Annotated in this window: 23 protein-coding genes; 5 read left to right on the top strand and 18 right to left on the bottom strand. The window is 69.1% G+C overall.

Going from position 1 to position 24,492, the window contains the following annotated elements:
• Genes nuoL through ABZ098_RS06430 form a run of 12 tightly spaced genes read right to left on the bottom strand, consistent with a single transcriptional unit; the run spans nt 1 to nt 12,819 of the window.
• The gene (nuoL, locus tag ABZ098_RS06485; RefSeq protein WP_356587885.1) at nt 1-1,965 is read right to left on the bottom strand and encodes an NADH-quinone oxidoreductase subunit L; all 1,965 of its coding nucleotides are present in this window, start codon (nt 1,963-1,965) and stop codon (nt 1-3) included.
• Between the two features lie 14 nt (nt 1,966-1,979).
• Nucleotides 1,980-2,279, bottom strand: coding sequence for an NADH-quinone oxidoreductase subunit NuoK (gene nuoK / locus ABZ098_RS06480; protein WP_003974374.1), 300 nt, complete (start codon nt 2,277-2,279; stop codon nt 1,980-1,982).
• On the bottom strand, nt 2,276-3,130 hold the full coding sequence (locus ABZ098_RS06475; protein WP_356587883.1) for an NADH-quinone oxidoreductase subunit J: 855 nt from the start codon (nt 3,128-3,130) through the stop codon (nt 2,276-2,278). The genes nuoK and ABZ098_RS06475 overlap by 4 nt, the downstream gene beginning before the upstream one ends.
• Complete coding sequence (gene nuoI / locus ABZ098_RS06470) at nt 3,127-3,768, bottom strand: NADH-quinone oxidoreductase subunit NuoI (RefSeq protein ID WP_037720707.1); 642 nt, start codon at nt 3,766-3,768, stop codon at nt 3,127-3,129. Before nuoI ends, ABZ098_RS06475 begins: the two co-directional genes overlap by 4 nt.
• Nucleotides 3,761-5,128, bottom strand: coding sequence for an NADH-quinone oxidoreductase subunit NuoH (gene nuoH, locus ABZ098_RS06465; protein WP_356587881.1), 1,368 nt, complete (start codon nt 5,126-5,128; stop codon nt 3,761-3,763). The genes nuoI and nuoH overlap by 8 nt, the downstream gene beginning before the upstream one ends.
• Nucleotides 5,125-7,629 (bottom strand): NADH-quinone oxidoreductase subunit G, encoded by a 2,505-nt coding sequence (locus tag ABZ098_RS06460; protein ID WP_356587879.1) that lies wholly within the window; start codon nt 7,627-7,629, stop codon nt 5,125-5,127. The genes nuoH and ABZ098_RS06460 overlap by 4 nt, the downstream gene beginning before the upstream one ends.
• Nucleotides 7,626-8,978 carry an NADH-quinone oxidoreductase subunit NuoF gene (nuoF, locus tag ABZ098_RS06455; RefSeq protein WP_356587878.1) on the bottom strand — a complete coding sequence of 451 codons (1,353 nt, stop codon included), beginning with the start codon at nt 8,976-8,978 and terminating at the stop codon, nt 7,626-7,628. Before nuoF ends, ABZ098_RS06460 begins: the two co-directional genes overlap by 4 nt.
• A complete protein-coding gene (gene nuoE / locus ABZ098_RS06450) occupies nt 8,975-9,835 on the bottom strand; it encodes an NADH-quinone oxidoreductase subunit NuoE (RefSeq protein ID WP_356587877.1) in 861 nt (286 codons plus the stop codon). Before nuoE ends, nuoF begins: the two co-directional genes overlap by 4 nt.
• The gene (locus tag ABZ098_RS06445; RefSeq protein ID WP_356587875.1) at nt 9,832-11,154 is read right to left on the bottom strand and encodes an NADH-quinone oxidoreductase subunit D; all 1,323 of its coding nucleotides are present in this window, start codon (nt 11,152-11,154) and stop codon (nt 9,832-9,834) included. The genes nuoE and ABZ098_RS06445 overlap by 4 nt, the downstream gene beginning before the upstream one ends.
• Complete coding sequence (locus ABZ098_RS06440; RefSeq protein WP_356587873.1) at nt 11,151-11,894, bottom strand: NADH-quinone oxidoreductase subunit C; 744 nt, start codon at nt 11,892-11,894, stop codon at nt 11,151-11,153. Before ABZ098_RS06440 ends, ABZ098_RS06445 begins: the two co-directional genes overlap by 4 nt.
• Nucleotides 11,891-12,445 carry an NADH-quinone oxidoreductase subunit B gene (locus tag ABZ098_RS06435; protein ID WP_007383964.1) on the bottom strand — a complete coding sequence of 185 codons (555 nt, stop codon included), beginning with the start codon at nt 12,443-12,445 and terminating at the stop codon, nt 11,891-11,893. Before ABZ098_RS06435 ends, ABZ098_RS06440 begins: the two co-directional genes overlap by 4 nt.
• Before the next feature lie 14 nt (nt 12,446-12,459).
• Nucleotides 12,460-12,819 carry an NADH-quinone oxidoreductase subunit A gene (locus ABZ098_RS06430; RefSeq protein WP_007383963.1) on the bottom strand — a complete coding sequence of 120 codons (360 nt, stop codon included), beginning with the start codon at nt 12,817-12,819 and terminating at the stop codon, nt 12,460-12,462.
• A 734-nt stretch (nt 12,820-13,553) separates the two neighbouring features.
• Here ABZ098_RS06430 and ABZ098_RS06425 point away from each other — a divergent pair.
• Complete coding sequence (locus ABZ098_RS06425) at nt 13,554-14,360, top strand: C40 family peptidase (protein ID WP_356587871.1); 807 nt, start codon at nt 13,554-13,556, stop codon at nt 14,358-14,360.
• 399 nt (nt 14,361-14,759) lie between these two features.
• Entirely contained in the window at nt 14,760-15,488 is a 729-nt protein-coding gene (def, locus tag ABZ098_RS06420) for a peptide deformylase (protein ID WP_356587869.1), read from the top strand.
• 105 nt (nt 15,489-15,593) lie between these two features.
• On the opposite strand, the gene ABZ098_RS06415 is transcribed toward def, so the two are convergent.
• Nucleotides 15,594-16,880, bottom strand: a complete 1,287-nt coding sequence (locus tag ABZ098_RS06415) for a geranylgeranyl reductase family protein (RefSeq protein ID WP_356587867.1) — start codon at nt 16,878-16,880, stop codon at nt 15,594-15,596.
• Nucleotides 16,881-17,002: 122 nt separating this feature from the next.
• Between ABZ098_RS06415 and ABZ098_RS06410 the strand changes: the two genes are divergently transcribed.
• Both ABZ098_RS06410 and ABZ098_RS06405 read left to right on the top strand, forming a co-directional pair.
• Entirely contained in the window at nt 17,003-17,527 is a 525-nt protein-coding gene (locus ABZ098_RS06410) for a GNAT family N-acetyltransferase (RefSeq protein ID WP_356587865.1), read from the top strand.
• 110 nt (nt 17,528-17,637) lie between these two features.
• On the top strand, nt 17,638-17,955 hold the full coding sequence (locus tag ABZ098_RS06405; RefSeq protein ID WP_356587863.1) for a PASTA domain-containing protein: 318 nt from the start codon (nt 17,638-17,640) through the stop codon (nt 17,953-17,955).
• A 47-nt stretch (nt 17,956-18,002) separates the two neighbouring features.
• Here ABZ098_RS06405 and ABZ098_RS06400 read toward each other — a convergent pair whose 3' ends face one another.
• The 4 genes from ABZ098_RS06400 to ABZ098_RS06385 are packed head-to-tail and all read right to left on the bottom strand — an operon-like array spanning nt 18,003 to nt 22,538.
• Entirely contained in the window at nt 18,003-18,698 is a 696-nt protein-coding gene (locus ABZ098_RS06400) for a demethylmenaquinone methyltransferase (RefSeq protein ID WP_356587861.1), read from the bottom strand.
• The gene (locus ABZ098_RS06395) at nt 18,695-19,936 is read right to left on the bottom strand and encodes an acyltransferase (protein ID WP_356587859.1); all 1,242 of its coding nucleotides are present in this window, start codon (nt 19,934-19,936) and stop codon (nt 18,695-18,697) included. The genes ABZ098_RS06400 and ABZ098_RS06395 overlap by 4 nt, the downstream gene beginning before the upstream one ends.
• Complete coding sequence (locus tag ABZ098_RS06390; RefSeq protein ID WP_356587857.1) at nt 19,936-22,206, bottom strand: bifunctional polysaccharide deacetylase/glycosyltransferase family 2 protein; 2,271 nt, start codon at nt 22,204-22,206, stop codon at nt 19,936-19,938. Before ABZ098_RS06390 ends, ABZ098_RS06395 begins: the two co-directional genes overlap by 1 nt.
• A 17-nt stretch (nt 22,207-22,223) precedes the next feature.
• Entirely contained in the window at nt 22,224-22,538 is a 315-nt protein-coding gene (locus tag ABZ098_RS06385) for a hypothetical protein (protein ID WP_356587855.1), read from the bottom strand.
• A 264-nt stretch (nt 22,539-22,802) separates the two neighbouring features.
• Between ABZ098_RS06385 and ABZ098_RS06380 the strand changes: the two genes are divergently transcribed.
• Nucleotides 22,803-23,765: a chitinase gene (locus ABZ098_RS06380; protein ID WP_356587853.1), complete on the top strand. Its 963-nt coding sequence runs from the start codon at nt 22,803-22,805 to the stop codon at nt 23,763-23,765.
• 82 nt (nt 23,766-23,847) lie between these two features.
• Here the strand turns inward: ABZ098_RS06380 and ABZ098_RS06375 are convergent, their stop codons facing one another.
• Nucleotides 23,848-24,486 (bottom strand): hypothetical protein, encoded by a 639-nt coding sequence (locus ABZ098_RS06375; protein ID WP_356587851.1) that lies wholly within the window; start codon nt 24,484-24,486, stop codon nt 23,848-23,850.
• Nucleotides 24,487-24,492 lie beyond the last annotated feature (6 nt).

Below are 24,492 nucleotides of genomic sequence, written 5' to 3'. Positions count from 1 at the left end.
TCAGACCGCCCTCATCAGCAGGGTCGCGGCGACGAGGATCGCCGCGCCGCCGAACATCGAGACCGCGTACGACCGCGCGAAGCCGTTCTGCAGCTTGCGCATCCGCCCGGACAGACCGCCGACCGAGGCCGCCGTGCCGTTGACCACTCCGTCGACCAGGGTGTGGTCGACGTACACCAGGGACCGCGTCAGGTGCTCCCCGCCACGGACCAGGACGACGTGGTTGAAGTCGTCCTGGAGCAGGTCGCGGCGGGCGGCCCGGGTGAGCAGCGACCCGCGCGGGGCGACGACCGGGACCGGGCGCCTGCCGTACTGGAGCCAGGCGATCGCGACGCCGATGACCATCACGGTGACCGTGGCCGCCGTGACCGTGGCGGCGCCGATCGGCGCGTGGCCGTGGTCGTGGCCGGTGATGGGCTCCAGCCAGTTCAGGAACCGGTCGCCGATGCTGAACAGGCCGCCCGCGAAGACCGATCCGAAGGCCAGCACGATCATCGGGATCGTCATGGACTTGGGGGACTCGTGCGGGTGGGGCTCCGCGTGCTCGCCGTGGTGCTCGGCGGCGGGCTCGGCGCTCGGGGCCTCCGGGGAGCGGGTGGGCTGGTTCCTCCAGCGCTCCTCTCCGAAGAACGTCATCAGCATCACGCGCGTCATGTAGAAGGCGGTGATCGCCGCGCCCAGCAGGGCACAGGCGCCGAGGATCCAGCCCTCGGTGCCGCCCTTGGCGAAGGCCGCCTCGATGATCTTGTCCTTGGAGAAGAAGCCGGACAGGCCCGGGAAGCCGATGATGGCGAGGTAGCCCAGGCCGAACGTCACGAAGGTGACCGGCATGTACTTCCTGAGGCCGCCGTACTTCCTCATGTCGACCTCGTCGTTCATGCCGTGCATGACCGAACCGGCGCCGAGGAACAGCCCAGCCTTGAAGAAGCCGTGCGTCACCAGGTGCATGATCGCGAAGACGTAGCCGATGGGGCCTAGGCCCGCGGCGAGGACCATGTAGCCGATCTGCGACATGGTCGAGCCGGCCAGCGCCTTCTTGATGTCGTCCTTCGCGCAACCGACGATCGCACCGAACAGGAGCGTGACCGCGCCGACGACGGTGACGACGAGCTGGGCGTCCGGGGCGAGGTTGAAGATGTTGGCGGAGCGGACGATCAGGTAGACGCCCGCGGTCACCATGGTCGCCGCGTGGATGAGGGCCGAGACCGGGGTCGGGCCCTCCATCGCGTCCCCGAGCCAGGACTGGAGCGGCACCTGGGCGGACTTGCCGCAGGCGGCGAGCAGCAGCATCAGGGCGATGCCGGTGAGCGTGGCCTCGGAGGCGCCGGTGACGAGTCCGGGCTCCTCGTGGCTGCCGAGGACCGGGCCGAAGGCGAAGGTGCCGAAGGTCGTGAACATCAGCATGATCGCGATCGACAGGCCCATGTCGCCGACGCGGTTGACCAGGAAGGCCTTCTTGGCCGCGGTGGCCGCGCTGGGCTTGTGCTGCCAGAAGCCGATCAGCAGGTAGGAGGCGAGACCGACGCCCTCCCAGCCGACATACAGCAGAAGGTAGTTGTCGGCGAGGACGAGCAGCAGCATCGCCGCGAGGAACAGGTTCAGATAGCCGAAGAAGCGGCGGCGGCGCTCGTCGTGCTCCATGTACCCGATCGAGTACAGGTGGATCAGCGAGCCGACGCCGGTGATCAGCAGCACGAACGTCATCGAGAGCTGGTCGAGGCGGAAGGCGACGTCCGCCTGGAAGCCCTCGACCGGCACCCAGCTGAACAGGTGCTGGGTGAGCGTGCGATGCTCGGCGTCCTTGCCGAGCAGATCGGCGAAGAGGATGGCGCCGAAGACGAAGGAGGCGCCGGCGAGCAGGGTGCCGATCCAGTGGCCGACGGCGTCCAGCCGCCGGCCGCCGGTCAGCAGGACCGCCGCTCCGAGCAGGGGCGCCGCGATGAGCAGCGCGATGAGGCTTTCCACGATTCAGCGACCCCTTACAGCTTCATCAGGCTGGCGTCGTCGACCGAGGCCGAGTGGCGGGAACGGAACAGCGACACGATGATCGCGAGCCCGACCACGACCTCCGCGGCGGCGACGACCATCGTGAAGAAGGCGATGATCTGGCCGTCGAGATTGCCGTGCATCCGGGAGAAGGCGACGAACGCGAGGTTGCAGGCGTTGAGCATGAGCTCGATGCACATGAACACGACGATGGCGTTGCGCCTGATCAGGACGCCGGTGGCGCCGATCGTGAACAACAGGGCGGCGAGGTAGAGGTAGTTGACCGGGTTCACTTCGACGCCTCCCTCTTGAAGGTGGCCGGTTCGATCTCGGTCCGCTCCAGGCGTTCCTCCGCGCGCTGCTCCAGCGCCTTGAGGTCGCCCAGCGCCTCGGCGGACACGTCACGGATCTGGCCGCGGTCGCGCAGGGTCTTGCTGACCGTGAGCTCGGAGGGGGTGCCGTCGGGCAGCAGGCCCGCGATGTCCACCGCGTTGTGCCGGGCGTAGACGCCGGGGGCGGGCAGCGGCGGGACGTGCTTGCCCTCGCGGACGCGCCGCTCGGCCATCTCCCGCTGGGTCAGGGCGCGTTCGGTGCGCTCGCGGTGGGTGAGCACCATGGCGCCGACGGCGGCCGTGATCAGCAGGGCGCCGGTGATCTCGAAGGCGAAGACGTACTTGGTGAAGATGAGGGTCGCGAGGCCCTCCACGTTGCCGCCCGCGTTGGCCTGGGTGAGGCCGTTGAACTGGTGGAGGGAGGCGTTGCCGATGCCCGCGAACAGCAGGATGCCGAAGCCGAGCCCGCACAGCAGGGCGAGCCAGCGCTGGCCCCTGATGGTCTCCTTGAGGGAGTCCGCCGCGGTCACGCCGACGAGCATCACCACGAACAGGAACAGCATCATGATCGCGCCGGTGTAGACGACGATCTGGACGACGCCGAGGAAGTAGGCGCCGTTGGCGAGGTAGAACACCGCCAGGATGATCATGGTGCCGGCGAGACAGAGCGCGCTGTGCACGGCCTTCTTCATGAAGACGGTGCACAGGGCGCCGATCACGGCGACGGTGCCGAGGACCCAGAACTGGAAGGCCTCGCCGGTGGAGGTGTCGGCGGCCAGAGTGGCCGTGGCGAGCTGGAGGGGTGCGGTCATCGCCCGATCACCTTCTCCGAGGCCGGTTCGTCCGCACCGAAGGTGGAGTCGGCCTCCTGGACCACCTCGCCCTTGGAGACGGCGACCTGCTGGACAGTGCCGGGCGCGGCCTCGGTGACCAGGCCCCGGTAGTAGTCCTGCTCGTCGGTGCCGGGGTAGATGGCGTGGGGCGAGTCGACCATGCCCTCTTCGAGGCCGGCGAGCAGCTGCTCCTTGGTGAAGATGAGGTTGGCGCGGCTGGAGTCGGCCAGCTCGAACTCGTTGGTCATCGTCAGCGCGCGCGTGGGGCACGCCTCGATGCACAGCCCGCACAGGATGCAGCGGGCGTAGTTGATCTGGTAGACGCGGCCGTACCGCTCGCCCGGGGAGTAGCGCTCCTCGTCGGTGTTGTCGGCGCCCTCCACGTAGATGGCGTCGGCGGGGCAGGCCCAGGCGCACAGCTCGCAGCCGACGCACTTCTCCAGGCCGTCCGGATGGCGGTTGAGCTGGTGCCGTCCGTGGAACCGCGGAGCGGTGGTCTTCTGCTGCTCCGGGTACTGCTCGGTCAGCCGCTTCTTGAACATGGCCTTGAAGGTCACGCCGAAGCCGGCGACGGGGTTCATGAAACCGGGCTTGGTTTCTTTCGGTTCCTCAGCCATCGGACGCCTCCTTTCCATCCGTAGATGCGCCGTCACTCTGAGTATCGGACCCACCACTGACAATCAGCTCGCGCTCCCGTCGGGGGCGGCGCCTCGGCACGGGCGCCACCTCCTGTCCGGGCAGCGGTGGCACGGGGAACCCGCCCGCCATCGGGTCGAATCCGGCCGGTTCCGCGGCGGTTTCCGCGGCCGCCTTCGACTTCTCGCGGAACATGTCGGCGACGAAGGAGAGCAGCAGCAGGACCAGGACTCCGCCGCCGACGTACAGGGCGATGTCGGCGAAGTCGTAGTTCTCGTTGCGCAGGGTCCGCACGGTCGCGACGAGCATCAGCCACACCACGGAGACCGGGATGAGGACCTTCCAGCCGAGCTTCATCAGCTGGTCGTAGCGCACCCGGGGAAGTGTGCCGCGCAGCCAGATGAAGAAGAACAGCAGGAGCTGCACCTTGATCACGAACCAGAGGAGCGGCCACCAGCCGTGGTTCGCGCCCTCCCAGAAGGTGCTGATGGGCCAGGGGGCCCGCCAGCCGCCGAGGAAGAGCGTGGTCGTCACGGCCGAGACCGTCACCATGTTCACGTACTCGGCGAGCATGAACATCGCGAACTTGATCGACGAGTACTCGGTGTTGAAGCCGCCGACCAGGTCGCCCTCGGACTCCGGCATGTCGAAGGGGGCGCGGTTGGTCTCGCCGACCATGGTGATGACGTAGATGATGAAGGAGACCGGCAGCAGGATGATGTACCAGCGGTCCTGCTGGGCCTCGACGATCGCCGAGGTGGACATCGACCCGGAGTAGAGGAACACCGAGGCGAAGGCGGCGCCCATGGCGATCTCGTACGAGATCATCTGCGCGCAGGAGCGCAGGCCGCCGAGGAGCGGATACGTCGATCCGGAGCTCCAGCCCGCGAGGACGATGCCGTAGATGCCGACCGAGGCGACCGCGAGGATGTAGAGCATCGCGATCGGGAGGTCGGTGAGCTGCATCGCGGTGCGGTGGCCGAAGATCGAGATCTCGTTGCCGGAGGGGCCGAAGGGGATCACCGCGATCGCCATGAAGGCCGGGATGGCCGCGACGATCGGCGCGAGGACGTAGACGACCTTGTCCGCGCGCTTGACGATGACGTCTTCCTTCAGCATCAGCTTGATGCCGTCGGCGAGCGACTGGAGCATGCCCCAGGGGCCGTGCCGGTTGGGGCCGATGCGCAGCTGCATCCAGGCGACGACCTTGCGCTCCCACACGATGGAGAACAGCACGGTCACCATCAGGAACGCGAAGCAGAAGACGGCCTTGACGACGACCAGCCACCAGGGGTCGGTGCCGAACATCGAGAGGTCTTCCGCGGCGAGGTACGGGCTCATGCCTCCACCTCCTTGGGAGCTTCGGCTGCGAGCGTCGCCGGGCCGATGTGGACGAGGGAGCCGGGCCGCGCCCCGGCGTCGGAGGCGACACCCCCGCCGAGGGAGTTCAGCGGCAGCCAGACCACGCGGTCGGGCATCTCGGTGATCTGGAGCGGCAGTTCGACGACCCCGGTCTTGCCGGTCACGGCGAGGAGGTCGCCTTCCTTGACGCCCACCTCGGCGGCCGTCGCAGCCGACACACGCGCGCGTGCCGCGTGCCGGGTCCCGGCGAGCGCCTCGTCGCCCTGCTGGAGCAGGCCCTGGTCGAGCAGCAGCCGGTGCCCGGCGAGAACGGCCTCTCCGGCGGCGGGCCGCGGCAACTGGGCCCCGGTCTCGAAGGGTTCGGTGCCGCGCGGCCCGTCCCAGGGGCCGAGCCGGTCGATCTCCGCGCGCACGGTGCGCAGATCCGGCAGCCCCAGGTGGACGTCCATGGCGTCGGCCAGCATCTGGAGCACCCGTGCGTCGGTGGGCGCGAGGCGGCGGGTCATCTGGTCGGGCTTGAGGGCGGCCTCGAAGAAGCGCACCCGGCCTTCCCAGTTGAGGAAGGTGCCGGCCTTCTCGGCGACCGCGGCCACCGGCAGGACGACGTCCGCGTGCTCGGTGACCTCGCCGGGACGCAGTTCCAGCGACACCACGAACCCGACCTCCTGGAGCGCCTCACGCGCGCGTGCCGGATCAGGCAGGTCCGCGATCTCGACGCCCGCGACCACGAGGGCCTGGAGTTCGCCGGACACCGCGGCCTCGACGATCTGCCCGGTGTCCCGGCCGTAGCGGTGCGGGAGTTCGGCCACGCCCCAGACCGAGGCGACCTCCTCACGCGCGCGCGGGTCGGTGGCCGGACGGCCGCCAGGCAGCAGCGACGGCAGCGCGCCCGCCTCGACTGCGCCGCGCTCTCCGGCCCGCCGCGGGATCCACACGAGCTGCGCGCCGGTCGCGGAGGCGGCCCGCACGGCGGCGGTGAGGCCCCCGGCCACGGCGGCAAGCCGCTCGCCGACGACGATCACCGCGCCCGCGGTGCGCAGCGCCTCGGCGGCCCTGCTGCCGTCGCCCTCCAGGCCGACTCCGCCGGCCAGCGCGTCCAGCCACTCGGTCTCGGTGCCGGGGGCGGCGGGCAGCAGCGTGCCGCCGGCCTTCTCCAGACCGCGCGTGGCGTACGTGGCGAGGGAGAAGACCTTCTGGCCGTGCTTGCGCCAGGCCTTGCGCAGCCTCAGGAAGACGCCGGGCGCCTCCTCCTCGGCCTCGAACCCGACCAGCAGCACCGCCGGTGCCTTCTCCAGCGCCGAGTACGTGACGCCCGTACCGTCGAGGTCACGGCCGCGGCCCGCGACCCGCGCGGCCAGGAAGTCGGCCTCCTCGCCGCTGTGCACGCGCGCGCGGAAGTCGATGTCGTTGGTGTCGAGCGCCACGCGCGCGAACTTGCTGTACGCGTAGGCGTCCTCGATGGTGAGGCGGCCGCCGGTCAGGACTCCGGCCCGGCCGCGGGAGGCGAGCAGACCCTGGGCGGCGATCTGGAGCGCCTCCGGCCAGGAAGCCGGGACCAGTTCGCCCTCGGGGTTGCGCACCAGCGGGTGCTCCAGCCGGTCACGCTGCTGCGCGTACCGGAAGGCGAAGCGCCCCTTGTCGCAGATCCACTCCTCGTTGACCTCGGGGTCGTTGGCCGCGAGCTTGCGCATGACCTTGCCGCGCCGGTGGTCGGTGCGGGTGGCGCAGCCGCCGGAGCAGTGCTCGCACACGCTCGGGGAGGACACCAGGTCGAAGGGGCGGGAGCGGAATCGGTACGCCGCCGAGGTGAGCGCGCCGACCGGGCAGATCTGGATGGTGTTGCCGGAGAAGTACGACTCGAAGGGGTCGCCCTCGCCGGTGCCGACCTGCTGGAGCGCGCCCCGCTCGATCAGCTCGATCATGGGGTCGCCCGCGACCTGGTTGGAGAAGCGGGTGCAGCGGGCGCAAAGCACGCAGCGCTCGCGGTCGAGCAGCACCTGGGTGGAGATCGGGACGGGCTTCTCGTAGGTCCGCTTCTTGCCCTCGAAGCGGGACTCCGCCTGCCCGTGGGACATGGCCTGGTTCTGCAGGGGGCACTCGCCGCCCTTGTCGCAGACCGGGCAGTCCAGCGGGTGGTTGATGAGGAGGAGCTCCATCACACCGTGCTGGGCCTTCTCGGCGACCGGCGAGGTGAGGTGGGTCTTGACCACCATCCCGTCGGTGCAGGTGATGGTGCAGGAGGCCATCGGCTTGCGCTGGCCCTCGACCTCGACGATGCACTGGCGGCAGGCGCCGGCCGGGTCGAGGAGGGGGTGGTCGCAGAACCGGGGGATCTCGATGCCGAGCTGCTCGGCGGCCCGGATGACCAGGGTGCCCTTGGGCACGCTGATCTCGGCGCCGTCGATCGTCAGCGAGACGAGATCCTCCGGCGGGACCGCCGCTTCTCCCCCACCGGAGGGAGCGTTGGTGGTCACGGTCATGCGTTCACCTCCGTGCGGGAGTCGGCCCAGACCGTCGACTTGGCCGGGTCGAAGGGGCAGCCACGGCCCGTGATGTGCTGCTCGTACTCCTCGCGGAAGTACTTGAGCGAGGAGAAGATCGGCGAGGCGGCGCCGTCACCGAGGGCGCAGAACGACTTGCCGTTGATGTTGTCGGCGATGTCGTTGAGCTTGTCGAGGTCGGACATGACGCCCTTGCCGGCCTCGATGTCCCGCAGCAACTGCACGAGCCAGTAGGTGCCTTCACGGCAGGGGGTGCACTTGCCGCAGGACTCGTGGGCGTAGAACTCGGTCCAGCGGGTGACGGCGCGCACGACGCAGGTCGTCTCGTCGAAGCACTGGAGCGCCTTGGTGCCGAGCATCGAGCCGGCGGCGCCGACGCCCTCGTAGTCGAGGGGGACGTCGAGGTGCTCCTCGGTGAACATCGGCGTGGAGGAACCTCCGGGCGTCCAGAACTTCAGCCGGTGGCCCGGCCGCATCCCGCCGCTCATCTCCAGCAGCTGGCGGAGCGTGATGCCGAGCGGGGCCTCGAACTGGCCGGGGTTCGCGACGTGGCCGCTGAGCGAGTAGAGCGTGAAGCCCGGGGACTTCTCGCTGCCCATCGACCTGAACCAGTCTTTCCCCCTTTGGAGAATCGCGGGAACCGACGCGATCGACTCCACGTTATTTACAACAGTCGGGCAGGCGTAGAGGCCCGCGACCGCAGGAAAGGGGGGACGGAGCCGCGGTTGACCACGGCGGCCTTCGAGCGAGTCGAGCAGTGCGGTCTCCTCACCGCAGATGTACGCCCCGGCCCCGGCGTGCACGGTGATGTCGAGATCGAGGCCGCTGCCCAGGATGTTCTGTCCGAGGTAGCCGGCCGCGTAGGCCTCGCTCACGGCCGAGTGCAACCGCCGCAGCACAGGGACGACTTCACCACGCAGATAGATGAACGCATGCGAAGACCTGATGGCGTAACACGCGATGATCATGCCCTCGATGAGGCTGTGCGGGTTCGCGAAGAGGAGCGGGATGTCCTTGCAGGTCCCCGGCTCCGACTCGTCGGCGTTGACAACTAGATAGTGCGGCTTTCCATCTCCCTGCGGAATGAACTGCCACTTCATCCCGGTGGGGAACCCGGCGCCGCCGCGGCCGCGCAGACCGGAGTCCTTGACGTACGCGATCAGGTCGTCCGGCGACATCGCGAGCGCCTTGCGGAGTCCCTCGTACCCCTCGTGCCTCTTGTAGACGTCCAGCGTCCAGGACTTGTCCTCGTCCCAGAAGGCCGACAGCACGGGTGCGAGCAGCTTCTCGGGGCTGGTGTCTTTCAGTTCGGGTGCCAAGGTCATCACTCCCCCTCCTCGGCGGCGGGCCCGGCCGGGTGGGCCGGGTCGGAGGCCGACGTGTCCTGTGGCGCGTCGTGCGAACTCAGGTGCTCCGACGGGGACGGCTCGTGGACGTCCCGGTCCTGCGGTGCGCCGTCACGCGGATGGACCACGCGCGCGGGTGCGGCCTCTCCCCTGGCCAGGCGGAGTCCCACCAGCGACGCGGGTCCGGCCCCGCCGCTCGCCTCGACGGCCCCTGGCCGCTCGTCGGGGAAGCCGGCGAGGATCCGCGCGGTCTCCTTGAAGGTGCACATCGGCGCCCCGCGCGTGGGCTCGACGGGGCGCCCCGCGCGCAGGTCGTCGACGAGCCGCTTGGCCGTCGCCGGGGTCTGGTTGTCGAAGAACTCCCAGTTGACCATCACGACCGGCGCGAAGTCGCAGGCCGCGTTGCACTCGATGTGCTCCAGGGTGACCTTGCCGTCGTCGGTGGTCTCGCCGTTGCCGACGCCCAGGTGCTCCTGGAGCTCGGAGAAGATCGCGTCGCCGCCCATCACCGCGCAGAGGGTGTTGGTGCAGACCCCCACCTGGTAGTCGCCGGACGGCTTGCGCCGGTACATGGTGTAGAAGGTGGCCACCGCCGTGACCTCGGCCGTGGTCAGCTCCAGCACGTCGGCACAGAACTGCATGCCGGTGCGCGTGACATGGCCCTCCTCCGACTGCACGAGATGCAGCAACGGCAGCAGGGCCGAGCGGGAGTCCGGATAGCGGGCGATGATCTCGCGCGCGTCGGCCTCCAGCCGGGCTCGGACGTCGTCCGGGTAAGCGGGTGCGGGCAGTTCGGGCATGCCCAGGCTGACGCCCCGCTCGGAAGAACTGGTGGTCACCGGTCGACGCCTCCCATCACGGGGTCGATGGACGCGACAGCGACGATGACGTCGGCGACCTGGCCGCCCTCGCACATCGCCGCCATGGCCTGAAGGTTGGTGAAGGACGGGTCGCGGAAGTGGACCCGGAAGGGGCGGGTGCCGCCGTCGGACACGGCGTGCACCCCGAGTTCGCCCTTGGGCGACTCGACGGCCGCGTACGCCTGTCCCGGCGGGACGCGGAAGCCCTCGGTGACCAGCTTGAAGTGGTGGATCAGGGCCTCCATGGAGGTGCCCATGATCTTCTTGATGTGGTCGAGGGAGTTGCCGAGCCCGTCGGGGCCGAGCGCGAGCTGGGCGGGCCAGGCGATCTTCTTGTCGGCGACCATGACCGGTCCCGGCTGGAGCCGGTCCAGGCACTGCTCGACGATCCTGAGCGACTGGCGCATCTCCTCCAGGCGGATCAGGAAGCGCCCGTAGGAGTCGCAGGTGTCGGCGGTCGGGACGTCGAACTCGTAGGTCTCGTAGCCGCAGTAGGGCTGGGCCTTGCGCAGGTCGTGCGGCAGGCCGGTGGAGCGCAGGATGGGGCCGGTGGCGCCGAGGGCCATGCAGCCCGCCAGGTCCAGGTAGCCGACGTCCTGCATACGGGCCTTGAAGATGGGGTTCCCGGTGGCGAGCTTGTCGTACTCCGGGAGGTTCTTCTTCATCTTCTTCACGAACTCGCGGATGTGGTCCACCGCGCCGGGCGGCAGGTCCTGCGCGAGTCCGCCGGGGCGGATGTACGCGTGGTTCATCCGAAGGCCCGTGATGAGCTCGTAGATGTCGAGAATCATTTCACGATCACGGAATCCGTAGATCATGATCGTGGTGGCGCCGAGTTCCATGCCGCCGGTGGCGATGCACACCAGGTGCGAGGAGAGCCGGTTCAGCTCCATCAGGAGCACCCGGATGATCTCGGCCCGGTCGGGGATCTGGTCCTCGATTCCGAGGAGCTTCTCGACGGCGAGGCAGTAGGCGGTCTCGTTGAAGAAGGACGTCAGGTAGTCCATGCGCGTCACGAACGTGGTGCCCTGCGTCCACGTGCGGAACTCGAGGTTCTTCTCGATGCCGGTGTGCAGGTAGCCGATGCCGCAGCGGGCCTCGGTGACCGTCTCGCCGTCGATCTCCAGGATCAGCCGGAGCACCCCGTGGGTGGAGGGGTGCTGCGGGCCCATGTTGAGGACGATGCGCTCGTCGTCGGCGCGGGCCGCGGCCTGGACGATCTCGTCCCAGTCGCCGCCGGTGACCGTGTAGACGGTGCCCTCTGTGGTCTCCCGAGGGGAGGCATGCGAAGTGCTCACGAGTACGACCTCCGCTGGTCCGGAGCCGGGATCTGGGCGCCCTTGTACTCGACGGGGATGCCGCCGAGGGGGTAGTCCTTGCGCTGCGGGTGGCCCTGCCAGTCGTCCGGCATCATGATCCGCGTCAGGGCCGGGTGACCGTCGAAGACGATCCCGAAGAAGTCGTAGGTCTCGCGCTCGTGCCAGTCGTTGGTCGGGTACACCGAGACCAGGGACGGGATGTGCGGGTCGGCGTCCGGCGCGCTGACCTCCAGGCGGATCAGCCGGTTGTGGGTGATCGAGCGCAGGTGGTAGACGGCGTGCAGCTCGCGGCCCTTGTCGTGGAGGTAGTGGACCCCGCTGACGCCGGTGCAGAGCTCGAAGCGCAGGGCCGGGTCGTCGCGCAGGGTCTGTGCGACGCGCAGCAGGTGCTCGCGCTCGATGTGGAAGGTGATCTCGCCGCGGTCGACGACCGTCTTCTCGATGGCGTTGTCGGGGAGCAGTCCCTGCTCCTCCAGGGCGCCCTCCAGCTCGTCGGCGACCTCGTCGAACCAGCCGCCGTAGGGGCGGGCCGCCGGTCCCGGGAGGCGGACCGAGCGGACCAGGCCGCCGTACCCGGAGGTGTCGCCGCCGTTGTTGGCGCCGAACATGCCGCGCTGGACGCGGATCTCCTCGCCGCCGTCGCCGCGCTGGCCGGGGAGGTTGGAGCCGCTCAGTTCCTTCTCCGGGTTGGCTCCGTTGGTGCCGTTCGCGTCGCTCACCGCAGCAGCCCCTTCATCTCGATCGTGGGCAGGGCCTTGAGCGCCGCCTCCTCCGCCTCGCGGGCCGCCTCCTCGGCGTTCACGCCGAGCTTGGAGGACTGGATCTTCTGGTGGAGCTTGAGAATGGCGTCCATCAGCATCTCCGGCCGTGGCGGGCAGCCGGGCAGATAGATGTCGACCGGGACGATGTGGTCGACGCCCTGCACGATCGCGTAGTTGTTGAACATGCCGCCCGAGGAGGCGCAGACCCCCATGGAGATGACCCACTTGGGGTTCGGCATCTGGTCGTAGACCTGCCGGAGCACCGGCGCCATCTTCTGGCTGACCCGGCCGGCGACGATCATGAGGTCCGCCTGGCGGGGTGAGCCGCGGAAGACCTCCATGCCGAAGCGGGCCAGGTCGTAGCGTCCGGCTCCTGTGGTCATCATCTCGATGGCACAGCAGGCCAGGCCGAAGGTGGCCGGGAAGACGGACGCCTTGCGCACCCAGCCCGCGGCCTGCTCGACGGTGGTCAGCAGGAAGCCGCTCGGCAGCTTTTCTTCGAGTCCCATGAGTTAAAGGCCCCTCAGTCCCATTCCAGGCCGCCGCGCCGCCATACGTACGCGTACGCGACGAAGACGGTGAGCACGAAGAGCAGCATCTCCACGAGCCCGAAAACACCCAGGGCGTCGAAGGTGACGGCCCAGGGGTAGAGGAAGACGATCTCGATGTCGAAGACGATGAAGAGCATCGCCGTCAGGTAGTACTTGATGGGGAAGCGCCCGCCGCCGGCCGGCGTGGGGGTCGGCTCGATCCCGCACTCGTAGGCCTCGAGCTTGGCCCGGTTGTACCGCTTCGGACCGATCAGCGTGGCCATGACCACGGAGAAGATCGCAAAGCCTGCCCCGAGGGCTCCCAGTACGAGGATGGGCGCATAAGCGTTCACCGCTCCTCGCTCCTCTCAGTCGGCACTGACTGCTGGCGATGGCATCGGACTCACACCCGACTCATACGTCCCTCTGACCTCCGTCCGTCCCGACGAAGATCGCGAACATGTGAAGCAGGTCACAAGCCCAACTGACCCGCATCTTATGCCCGCCGGTCTGTGATCTGCGACACGGGGTATTGCACAAGCTTTGTGATCTCCACCACCAGACGAAGGATCATGAAGTCGGATCAGCGGTGATCTTCATACGAGAAGCGTCCGAGTGATCACCAGAGGTGACATTTTCGCTAGTCGGCGCAGGTCGCGGCAGGCGTCTCCATATCAAGAGACTTCTTCTGCATGCAAATTGGCGCTGGACGCGGCCGCTTGGTAGTGACCCGCGTTCACACATCAGGGGGAGGCAGGAGGACGGATGTGGACGCGTGCACACATTCACGAGTGCCGGACGGCTCCGGACGCAGCCGTCGTCGTAACCGTTGCGTGACCTCCGCCACACCCATGAGAGATCCATAAGAAGGGGGCTTGGCCATCGGCCCCAACGGATGGTAGCTGCGGGGCAATTCGGGCGTAACAGCGAAAGTCCATGATCACAGCCATGATCACGAGAGTCCGCAATGTCCGTTACGGCGTCAATAAAGAACGCCACGCCCGGGATTCGGGCCGCCGATTGAACAACTGTGGCGCAGCACACGTTTCTTGAAGGTATGGAGGAGCCCCTGATACCAGTTGGTCTCATGTCCCACACCGCTCACATACGCAGCCACCGGAAACCCCGCCGCAGCGCGACGACTTCGATCGCCGTGCGTGCCGGAGTCGCCGGTGGCGTGCTCAGCATGGCAGCGGCGGGCGCGTCGGCTTCGGCGTTCGCCGCCGAGTCGACGACGCAGACCCTCGAACTGCCCACCCTCTCGGCCGACCTGGGCAGCCAGGTCGCCGAGTCCGCCGACGCGATGCAGCAGGCGGCCGCCAACTACCAGCTTCAGGCCGAGCGTGACGCGGCCGCCGCAAAGGCCGCGAAGCAGGCCAAGGCGGACCTCGCGGAGGCCAAGAAGAAGGCGGAGGCCAAGAAGAAGGCCGAGGAGGCTCGCAGGGCCGCCGCCGAGGAGGCCGCCTCGCGCAGCTCCGAGCGGGCCACCCTGTCCGCCTCGGCGAGCGCCAGTGTCTCCACGAGCTCGTCCACGGCCACCGGTTCGGCCGCGGCCGTCATCGCCTTCGTGAAGGCGCAGATCGGTGACGCCTACGTCTCCGGCGGCACGGGCCCCAACTCCTGGGACTGCTCCGGCCTCGTCCAGGCGGCGTTCAGCCAGATCGGCGTCGACCTGCCGCGTGTCTCGCAGGACCAGTCGACCGCGGGTACCCAGGTCTCGCTGAGCAATCTGCAGCCGGGCGACATCCTGTACTGGGGCAGCGCGGGCAGCGCGTACCACGTGGCGGTGTACGTCGGTGACGGCATGTTCGTCGGCGCGCAGAACCCCTCGACGGGTGTCGCCGAGAAGCCGATGTCCTACGACCCGCCGACCGGCGCGGTGCGGGTGCTCTGACGGGACGACGGATCAGCTTGGCAGGGCCGCAGCCGCTCGGGGGCTGCGGCCCTGCTGGTTCTTCCCGGGTCGCGGGTGCTTCCCTCGCCGGGGGCAGGTGGGGCTCCTCCGGCACGTCCGCCGAACGGCGCCCGAATTGTCCGCGTCCGGCACCGGGTTGACCGCGAGCCCGACCCACGGCCCCTGACCCGACCGCCGCTCCCCCGACCTGCCTCAGCCCTCGCCCCCGACCTCGCCTCAGCCTTCGCCCTCGCCCCCGCCTCAGCTCTCGCCCACCACCCCCGCCCGGCACCGCCCGCGACTGTGGCCGCTCCGCTCCCGGGGCTGTTTGATGTGTTCTGTTGGACCCGCCGCGCACAGCGGCACCCTCAACAACCGCATCGAACAGGAGACATCACCATGCCCAGTGTGTTCGTCCAGGGCAGGCCCACCGACTCGTACCCTCGGCTCGCCCCCGAGGCCCGGCGCGGGCAGGTGCGGCGCGTCACCGAGGTCGGCGAGGAGGTGCTGCACAAGCCGTGCCGGGACGTGACCGAGTTCGGGCCCGACCTCGCCGCGCTGATCGACGACATGTTCCTCACGATGTACATCGCCGAAGGGGCGGGCCTCGCGGCGAACCAGGTCGGCGTCGGTCTGCGGCTCTTCGTGTACGACTGCCCGGACGACGACGGGGTCCGGCATGTCGGACACGTCGTCAACCCGGTGCTCGACCAGCTCGACCCGGCCGGGCGCAGGCTGCTCGACGACAGCGAGGGGTGCCTGTCGGTGCCGGGCGCCGTCATGGACGTACCGCGTCCGGACCGGGCCGTGGTCCGCGGGTTCGACAGGGACGGCGAGCCCCTCGTGATCGAGGGGACCGGCTATTTCGCGCGGTGCCTGGCGCACGAGACGGACCATGTGAACGGGCACGTGTATCTGGACCGGCTGTCCAAGCGGGACCGCAAGGAGGCGCTGCGGCAGATGGCGGACCGGCGGGAGGAGGTGTTCGCCCGCCGGGCGGCCAACGTCGAGGCGCTGAACGGCGCTCGGAGCACTCAGGGCAGCCAGAGGTCCCCGGGCAGCCAGGGCCCTCAGGGCACGGAGAGCGCCCAGGGCACCGTCAGCGCCCCGGGCACCTTCAGCGCCTGAGGGAGTGGACCAGCGCCCACACCGACACCGCGATGAGGATGACGAACACGGGTAACGCGATCCCTGCGTCCATCCCTCCACGGTGCTCCGGTGAAGGGGCTCCCGTCACGCCTTCGGCGCCACCTTGCTCAACCCGTTGATGATCCGGTCCATCGCGTCGCCGCCCGTGGGGTCGGTGAGGTTCGCGAGCATCTTGAGGGTGAACTTCATGAGCAGCGGGTGGGTCAAGCCGCGCTGGGCCGCGATCTTCATGACCTTCGGGTTGCCGATGAGCTTCACGAAGGCGCGGCCCAGCGTGTAGTAGCCGCCGTAGGTGTCCTTGAGGACCTGCGGGTAGCGCTGAAGGGCGATCTCGCGCTGGGCGGGCGTCGCGCGGGCGTGGGCCTGGACGATGACGTCTGCGGCGATCTGGCCGGACTCCATGGCGTAGGCGATGCCCTCGCCGTTGAAGGGGTTCACCATGCCGCCGGCGTCGCCGACCAGGAGCAGGCCCTTGGTGTAGTGCGGCTGGCGGTTGAAGGCCATGGGGAGGGCGGCACCGCGGATCGGGCCGGTCATGTTGTCCGGGGTGTAGCCCCAGTCCTCCGGCATGGAGGCGCACCAGGCCTTCAGCACCTCGCGCCAGTCGAGCTCCTTGAAGGAGTCGGAGGTGTTGAGCACGCCGAGGCCGACGTTGGAGGTGCCGTCGCCCATGCCGAAGATCCAGCCGTAACCGGGCAGCAGCCGGTCCTCGCCGGGACCGCGGCGGTCCCACAGCTCCAGCCAGGACTCCAGGTAGTCGTCCTCGTGGCGGGGGCTCTCGAAGTACGTCCGTACGGCCACGCCCATCGGGCGGTCCTCGCGGCGGTGCAGGCCCATCGCGAGGGAGAGCCGCGTGGAGTTGCCGTCGGCGGCGACCACGAGGGGCGCGTGGAAGGTGACTTCGCGCTTCTCCTCACCGAGTTTCGCGTGGACGCCGGTGATGCGGCCCGTGCGGTCGTCGACGATCGGGGCACCGACGTTGCAGCGCTCGTAGAGCCGCGCCCCGGCCTTCTGGGCCTGGCGGGCGAGCTGCTCGTCGAAGTCGTCGCGCTTGCGGACGAGGCCGTAGTCGGGGAAGGAGGCCAGTTCCGGCCAGTCGAGCTGGAGGCGTACGCCGCCGCCGATGATGCGCAGGCCCTTGTTCCGCAGCCAGCCGGCCTCTTCGGAGATGTCGATGCCCATGGCCACCAGCTGCTTGGTGGCACGCGGGGTGAGGCCGTCGCCGCAGACCTTCTCGCGCGGGAACTCGGTCTTCTCCAGGAGGAGCACGTCGAGTCCGGACTTGGCGAGGTGGTAGGCGGTCGTGGAGCCTGCCGGCCCCGCGCCGACGACGATGACATCGGCGGTGTTCTCGGACAGGGGCTCGGTCACGGCGGGATCTCCCCAGGCTCGGAATCAAGTTCGGAATCAAGTTCTGAATCCGCGTGCCGACCGGCACTGGACATGGGCAGTCTATTCAGCAGAATTGATCACCCGGCTGAAGGGCTGCCCCAGTGAACCGAGCTCTGCCCGTGGTACGGCTGCGTGTCCCCACCGACGAGGACGCCGTGGCCTGGCACCGGGTCTTCGACGACCCGGACGTCATGGAGTTCCATGGTGGCAAGTCCGCGGAGTTGTACGTCTACGAGGAACTCACCGCGCGCCAGCGCCGGCACGACGCCGAGCTGGGTTTCTGCCTGTGGACCATGGTCGACGAGGACGGGCAGGTCATCGGTTTCACCGGTGCCCAGCCGTGGCCGCGGGACTGGGGGCCGACGGGCGAGATCGAGATCGGGTGGCGGCTCGGGCGTGCGTACTGGGGCCGGGGGTACGCCACGGTGGCCGCGCGGATGACCCTGGAGCGGCTCAGGGCGGCGGGCGTCAAGGACGTGGTGGCGATGGTCAGACCCGGCAACGAACGGTCGATAGCGGTCACCAAGCGCCTCGGAATGGAACTCGCGGAGACCTATCCGCACCCACTGCTGCCGGAAGAGGCGCTGTGCTTCCGGCTCACCCTGCAAGGAAGTGACGCAGGGTAGCGGTCTGTTACAGAAAGACACGCGGCACTTCCGGGCGCCACCGGGCCGGAGTTACCCTTCCAGTACCGCTGGGGGTGACATCTGTGCACATAACACCCAAGACGCCCGAAGTGCGCGTACCGCGTCTGGTCGGACTCATGGCCGTCGACGCGCGCGAGACGGCCCAGGCGCAGGGCCTGTTCGTCAACGCGCCGGATCGCAAGGACTTCCACCAGGCGGTCGTCGACTATGTCGTACGCCAGTACCCGCAGGCCGGTGCGGAGGTGCCGCGGGACTCGGTGGTGTACGTGTGGTTCGACCTCGGCCCGGGTGAGGGCGGCGGCGGCATCCGCGAGCCGCGCGTCCCCAGACCCCCGAGCGGCGGCCTCCAGCGCGAACTGGACGAGCCGGGCGACCCGTACGTGGTCCGCTGTGTGACGGGGCTCTGACGTTGGCTCGGACGGGGCCGGCGTACGCCCCGTCCCGTCCGAGCCGCTCAGGCCGTCTTGACGCCCCGGTGCAGGGCCACGATGCCGCCCGTCAGGTTTCGCCACGCCACCTTTGACCAGCCCGCCTTCTGGAGGCGCTCCGCGAGGGCCGGCTGGTCGGGCCAGGCGCGGATGGACTCGGCGAGGTAGACGTACGCGTCGGGGTTGGAGGAGACCGCACGGGCGACCGGCGGCAGGGCGCGCATGAGGTACTCGGTGTAGACCGTGCGGAAGGGCGCCCAGGTCGGGTGGGAGAACTCGCAGATCACGACCCGGCCGCCGGGCTTGGTCACCCGGTACATCTCGCGCAGCGCGGAGTCGGTGTCCTGGACGTTGCGCAGCCCGAAGGAGATCGTGACGGCGTCGAAGGTGTCGTCCTGGAAGGGCAGCTTCGTCGCGTCGCCCGCGGTGAACGGCAGCCAGGTGTGCTTGCGCTTGCCGACCTGGAGCATCCCGAGCGAGAAGTCGCAGGGCACGACGTAGGCGCCGGTGCGGGCGAAGGGCAGCGAGGAGGTGGCGGTGCCCGCCGCCAGGTCCAGGATCTTCTGGGCGGGGCGGGCGTCGACGGCCCGGGCGACCTCCTTGCGCCACACCCGGTCCTGGCCCAGCGACAGCACGTCGTTGGTCAGGTCGTACCGTTCCGCCACGTCGTCGAACATCGAGGCGACTTCGTGCGGCTGCTTGTTCAGGGAAGCGCGGGTCACGTCCCCATTCTTGCAGGCCCCCCTCCCGGAAGGAGCTGCGGCTTCTTCTTCCCGGCCACGTCCTCCACCCATCCGCACAGCAGCACGAACACCGCGATCAGGACCCACCCGACGCCGAACATGAACCACTGGCTCTCCAACGGCAGCCACTTCTCGAACGCGGGCACGTCCCAGAACCGGTCGATCAGCGGCACGGCGAGGATCAGCGCGATCTCGTGCCACAGGTAGATCGTCACCGCACGGGAGTTGAAGACCGTGACGAGACGGTCGGTCCGCCGGAAGCGGGTGAGCCGGGCGAAGTCGATCCCGAAGTACGACTTCGCCCACATCAGCACCGTCACGTAACCGGCGGACCAGAAGGCCTGCGCGAGGGGGATGTCGTCGAGGTCGTACGAGCCCGTCTCGGCCTGGTGGGTGAAGGCGTACCAGCCGCCGAACCCGGTCGCGGCGAGCGAGGCCACGACGACAGCGACCGGCTTCAGCCGCTCCAGGACCCCGTCCCGGTGGGCGAAGCCGAGGAGCCAGCAGAACAGGAAGGTCGCGAGGTCGGTCAGCGCGCCGCCGAGGCGGTTGTCCGGGGGCTCCCACAGGAACTGGAAGACCACGATCGGGGCCAGGGACAGCAGCAGGACCGGCACCGGGGCGAGCCGGAACACCCTCAGCAGCACCGGGGACAGCAGGACGAACCAGAGGTACGTCCGCAGGTACCAGAGGATCTCCCAGGCCTGCTCGCCCCACGCGTTGCCCGGCGGGTCGCCGAGCGGCACGACCCAGAAGACGATCTGCCAGCCCGGCATCCAGTCGTGGACCAGCATCGCGAGGACCACGAAGACGCCCCAGAACCAGAACGGCGGCAGCAGGCGGCGCATCCGGCTCCTGATCACCGTCAGGGCGGGCCGCTCCAGGGACTTCGCCATCAGCGACCCGGCCAGGCCGAACATGATGCCCATGGAGGGGAAGACCATGCCGGCCCAGGCCCACCCGAACGTGTGATACGCGACGACCCGGATCAGGGCGACGGCCCGGAGCGTGTCGAAGTAACGGTCACGGCCGGAGGGGCGAGAGCGCCGGGAGGAGCGAGAGAGCCGGGAGGGCCGAGACGGAGGCTTCTCCTCCTCCGCCTCGGCGTCAGCGGGGGCTTCGAGAACCCGTGGCTGCTCCGCGAACCCCGAGTACCCGTACTCCTGGCCGTACCCCCCGTACCCCTGCGACTGATACCCCTGCTGCTCCCAGCTCATCAGCCCACCCCCGCCGGGGTGCCGACCTCGCCGGTCCGCTTCAGCTTCTGCCAGCGCAGGCGGCCGCCGGTGAGCGCGGTGATGCAGGAATGGATGAGGACGAGGTACATCATCTGGCGGTAGGCGAGCTGCTGGAGCGGCATCATCAGCAGATACCGGTACCGCTCCTTGTCCAGTTTGAAGGCGTACGCCGCGCACACGAGCTGGACCCCGAGGACCGCGAGCCAGGCGTACAGCGCCGCCCGGAAGTCGACGAAGATCATCGAGTAGGCGGTGAACACGTCGATCAGCGGGGCGAAGACCGGCGTGACGATCTGGAAGATCACCACCAACGGCATGCCGACCCGGCCGAAGCGGCCCGAGGGGCCCTTGTCGGTGAGGGACTTGCGGTGCTTCCACAGCGCCTGCATGGTGCCGTACGACCATCGGTAGCGCTGGGACCACAGTTGTTTCAGGGAGCCCGGCGCCTCGGTCCACGCGCGTGCGTGCTCCTGGTAGACGACCCGCCAGCCCGCGCGGTGCATCGCGATGGTGATGTCGGTGTCCTCGGCGAGGGTGTCCTCGCTCATGCCGCCGACCTGGAGGACCGCCTCGCGGCGGAACGCGCCGATCGCGCCCGGGATGGTGGGCATGCAGCGCAGCAGGTCGTACATCCGGCGGTCCAGGTTGAAGCCCATCACGTACTCGATGTGCTGCCAGGCGCCGATGATTGTGTCGCGGTTGCCGACCTTGGCGTTGCCGGCGACCGCGCCGACCGCGGGGTCGGCGAAGGGCTGTACGAGCTGCCGTACGGTGTCCGGTTCGAAGACGGTGTCGCCGTCCATCATCACGACGATGTCGTGACTGGCGCTGCGGACACCGTTGTTGAGGGCGGCCGGCTTGCCCGCGTTCTCCTGGCGGATGACACGGACGTTCGTCATGCCGAGCTTGTCGGCCGCGGCCCGGGCGATCTCGGAGGTGCCGTCCGAGGAGCCGTCGTCGACGACGATGACCTCGATCGGGTGGGTGCTCTTCGACAACGACTCCAGGGTGTTGGCGATGCACTCCTTCTCGTTGTACGCCGGGACGATCACGCTGACCGGCCTGGTGACCGTCGGCCCCCAGCTGAAGCGACGTTTGTTGCGCTGTCTGTAGTGGCGGCGGGCGAGGATCAGCATCATCCCGAACCGGCCCATGACGGCCACGCCCACGATCACCAGTCCGACCGACAGGGTGGGCACCGTCAGCTCGGCGACGGCCACGGCAGCGATGAGTGCCTTGCCCTCGTAGAGGGTGGTGCCGGTGGCCTCGCGGTGGGCGGCCTGGAGGCGTTGGGCGTTCGTCAGTCCTTGCCCCTGTCGGCCGGTCACGCCTCCCACCTGCTGCTGCCCCTGCGGACCGGTGCTCGCGTTCTGCGCCTCCAGCACCCCGCTGATGGTGGTGAAGGTGTAGCCCTTCGCCTTCATCTTCTCGATGTACTTCGGTAGCGCCTTGATCGTCTGTTCGCGGTCGCCACCGGCGTCGTGCATCAGCACGGAGGCGCCCGAGGTCCCGGACGGGGTGGCCCATTTGACGATCTTCGAGACGCCCGGCTTCTTCCAGTCGTCGCTGTCGGTGTCGACGAAGACGCTGGTGTAGCCCTCCTCGCCGAGCTTCTTGTAGACGGGCCAGCTGTAGTTGTCGATCGCGTCCGTCTCCGAGGAGTACGGCGCCCGGAACAGCGTGGTGGTGATGCCGGCCGCGCCCGCGAGGGCGAGCTGTGTCTGGGTCATCTCGCGCCGGACGCGGGCGTCGCTCTGGTAGGAGAGGTCGACGTGGGTGAAGGTGTGGATGCCCACCTCGTTGCCCTGGTCGACCATGCCCTTCACGATGCCGGGGTAGCGCGAGACCATCGAGCCGACGACGAAGAAGGTCGCCGGGACGTCGTACTTCTCCAGGATGTCCAGCACCTGGGGCGTGTACGTCGGGTTCGGGCCGTCGTCGAAGGTGAGCGCGATCGTCTTGGACGGCACGGAGATCGTGGTCGCCCGGCCGCCCCGGAAGCTGATGATCGGCCCGCCGTTGATGATCTTGTCGGGGACCTCGCTGGAGCTGGCACCGTCGCGTACCCGCTGGTCGCCGCCGACCTCGGCACGCAGATAGCCGTCGAGCAGCATCACACTGGTTAGACCGAGCAGGAGCAGCAGGGCGAGGATGACCCGCGGTTTCTGCAACGCCGCGGCCTTGCCCGCCGCCCGCTCGATGCGGGAGGGGGCACGCCGGCGGCCACGGGAGGGCGTCGTCGTGGTCATGTGGTGGGCCGTTCCGGTCAGTTGGCGGTCGCGGAGGCGGTCGGGGTCGCGGTGGCGCTCGGCGGAGCGCCTGTGGCGGTGCCGGCGGGCGGGGTACCGGTGGGCAGCGCCGGCGGGGTGCCGATTCCGCCCTGCGGCCGGATGCCGCCGGGGCCGGTGTTCGAGGAACCGCCAGGGCCTCCGCCCGCGAAGGGCAGCAGCGTCGTGCTGGAGACGCCGATGCCCATGAAGGCCAGGCCCAGCACGACGGCGTAGCCGAGGGACAGGGCGCCGAGGAGAAGCCCTATCCGGCGCAGCAGCTTGGAGCGGCGTCCGGAGTTGTCGACGAACACGGGACCTTCGGCGGACCCGTTACTTCCGCGTTTGCGGCGGCGACCGCGCGTTTCGGCGCGGTTTTCGGTGGCAGGCTCGGAATGCATTCCCCAGACGTTAGGCAGTCTTTATGTGTCCACATGTGGCGTTGTTGTGAGGCGCATATGAGAAAGCTCTAGGGCTGTCTGTTTCCTGAGAAGTCCACGAAACCGTCGTCATGAGGCTCAGGTCCGTGTGAGACATTCGCTCCCCGAAAACGTCCTCACGAGAGCGGGTGCAAGCGCATGCGGAGTTTCCTGAAGCCGACGGCCGGGGTCATGTGTCTTTTGGCCCTGGCCGCGGCGGGGTGCTCCAGCGAATCGGAGGCGGTCACTTCGTACGCGCCCTACGTCAGCGCGACCGAGGCCTCCGCCAACGACTCAGCCGGCTCGCCCTCGGTGTACAACCTCGCGTTCGTGATCGCCGACGGCGGTGACTGCACGCCGTCCTGGAACGGCACGTCCGCCATCGGGGACTCGTCGGTCGCGTCCCGCGTCAGCGCGCTGAAGGCGGACGGGGCCGAGGTGCGGGTCTCCTTCGGAGGGGCGTCCGGGAAGGAGCTGGCAGAGACCTGCTCCAGCGCGGCGGAGCTGGCCGCGGCGTACGGCTCCGCGCTGGACGCGGCCGGTTCCTCTCTCGCCGACTTCGACATCGAGGGGGACGCGCTGACGGATTCCGGCTCGGTGGACCTGCGGTCCGAGGCGATCGCGTTGCTCCAGGAGGAACGGACCGATCTCGCCGTCTCGTTCACGCTTCCCGTGATGCCGTCCGGGCTCGACGACGACAGCGTGGCATTGCTGGAGTCCGCGAACGACAACGCCGTTCAGGTGTCGACGGTCAACATCATGACGATGAACTACGGGGAGTCGTACGACGGGGACATGGGGGATTACGCGATCACTTCGGCGAAGGCGGCGCACCGTCAGTTGAAGGAGGTTTTCGGCACCGGCGACTCCACCGCGTGGCGGGCCATGGCGCTCACTTCGATGATCGGGACGAATGACGTGGACGGGGAGACGTTCACGTTGTCGGACGCGGCGCAGGTGAGGGAGTTCGCCGAGGCGAAGGAGGTGGCGTGGGTGTCGATGTGGTCGACGTTTCGGGATCAGGAGTGCGAGGAGGGGGACGCCGATGAGGATGACGCCCTGACGAATTGCAGTGGGGTCGCTCAGGATGCCGGAGCGTTCGGGGAGGCGTTGGCGGGTTGAGTTTCGGGTGCGGCTCTGTGGGGGCTGGTCGCGCCCCGCGGCGGAGCCGCAGAATCGCTACGGCCCCGCGCCCCCAAAGACTTCACCTGCGCCGGTGCAGCAAGCGGCCCTGGATCACCGTAGCCACGCAGGCCGTCGCGCCGCTTTTCGTCAGCGCCGCCTCGTCCGGTAGGTCGAAGACCGCGAAGGTCGCGTCCATGCCCATGTGCGGCAGCAGGGGTGTCAGGATCGCCTCCGCCAGGCTCCGCCCGATCAGCGGGTCGAAGGCGGGCGGGCCGGGAGGGTCTTCGAAGCGCTCCTCACTCGTCATCCCCACCCGGTGCACGGCGTCCGCCACCGCAGGGCGTCGAAGGTCACCCGCCACCGCCACCACCCCGTGCGCCAGCAACCGCTGCACCCCCCGCCGCGCGCTCGCGCCCCACCGCGCGTCGGTCATGTCGAGGGCCGACAGGGCCTCGCCTGTGAGGGGCTCGCTGCCCAAGTCCTCCCGGGGATCCGGGTGGTAGGACCGCTCCAGGAGCTCGGGGCCGTGCGGGTTGAGCAGGCCCGGGGTGAGAACTCCCGGCCAGCGGCGCACCCGTGCCGTCGGATGGGCGGCCGCCAGATCCTCGTACGCCCCCACGGCCGCGAACGCTCGCCCCTCGACCAGTACCGCGCCGCCGGGCAGGGACGGACGGCCGTCCCCGAAGACCACGAGGTCGGCCGTGTGGATCGTCAGCACCGCGCA

The sequence above is a fragment of the Streptomyces sp. NPDC006335 genome (assembly GCF_040612795.1).
Lineage (GTDB): Bacteria > Actinomycetota > Actinomycetes > Streptomycetales > Streptomycetaceae > Streptomyces.
The sequence above is the reverse complement of the archived record's forward strand: the minus strand, read 5'-3'. Positions and strand labels throughout refer to the sequence as shown.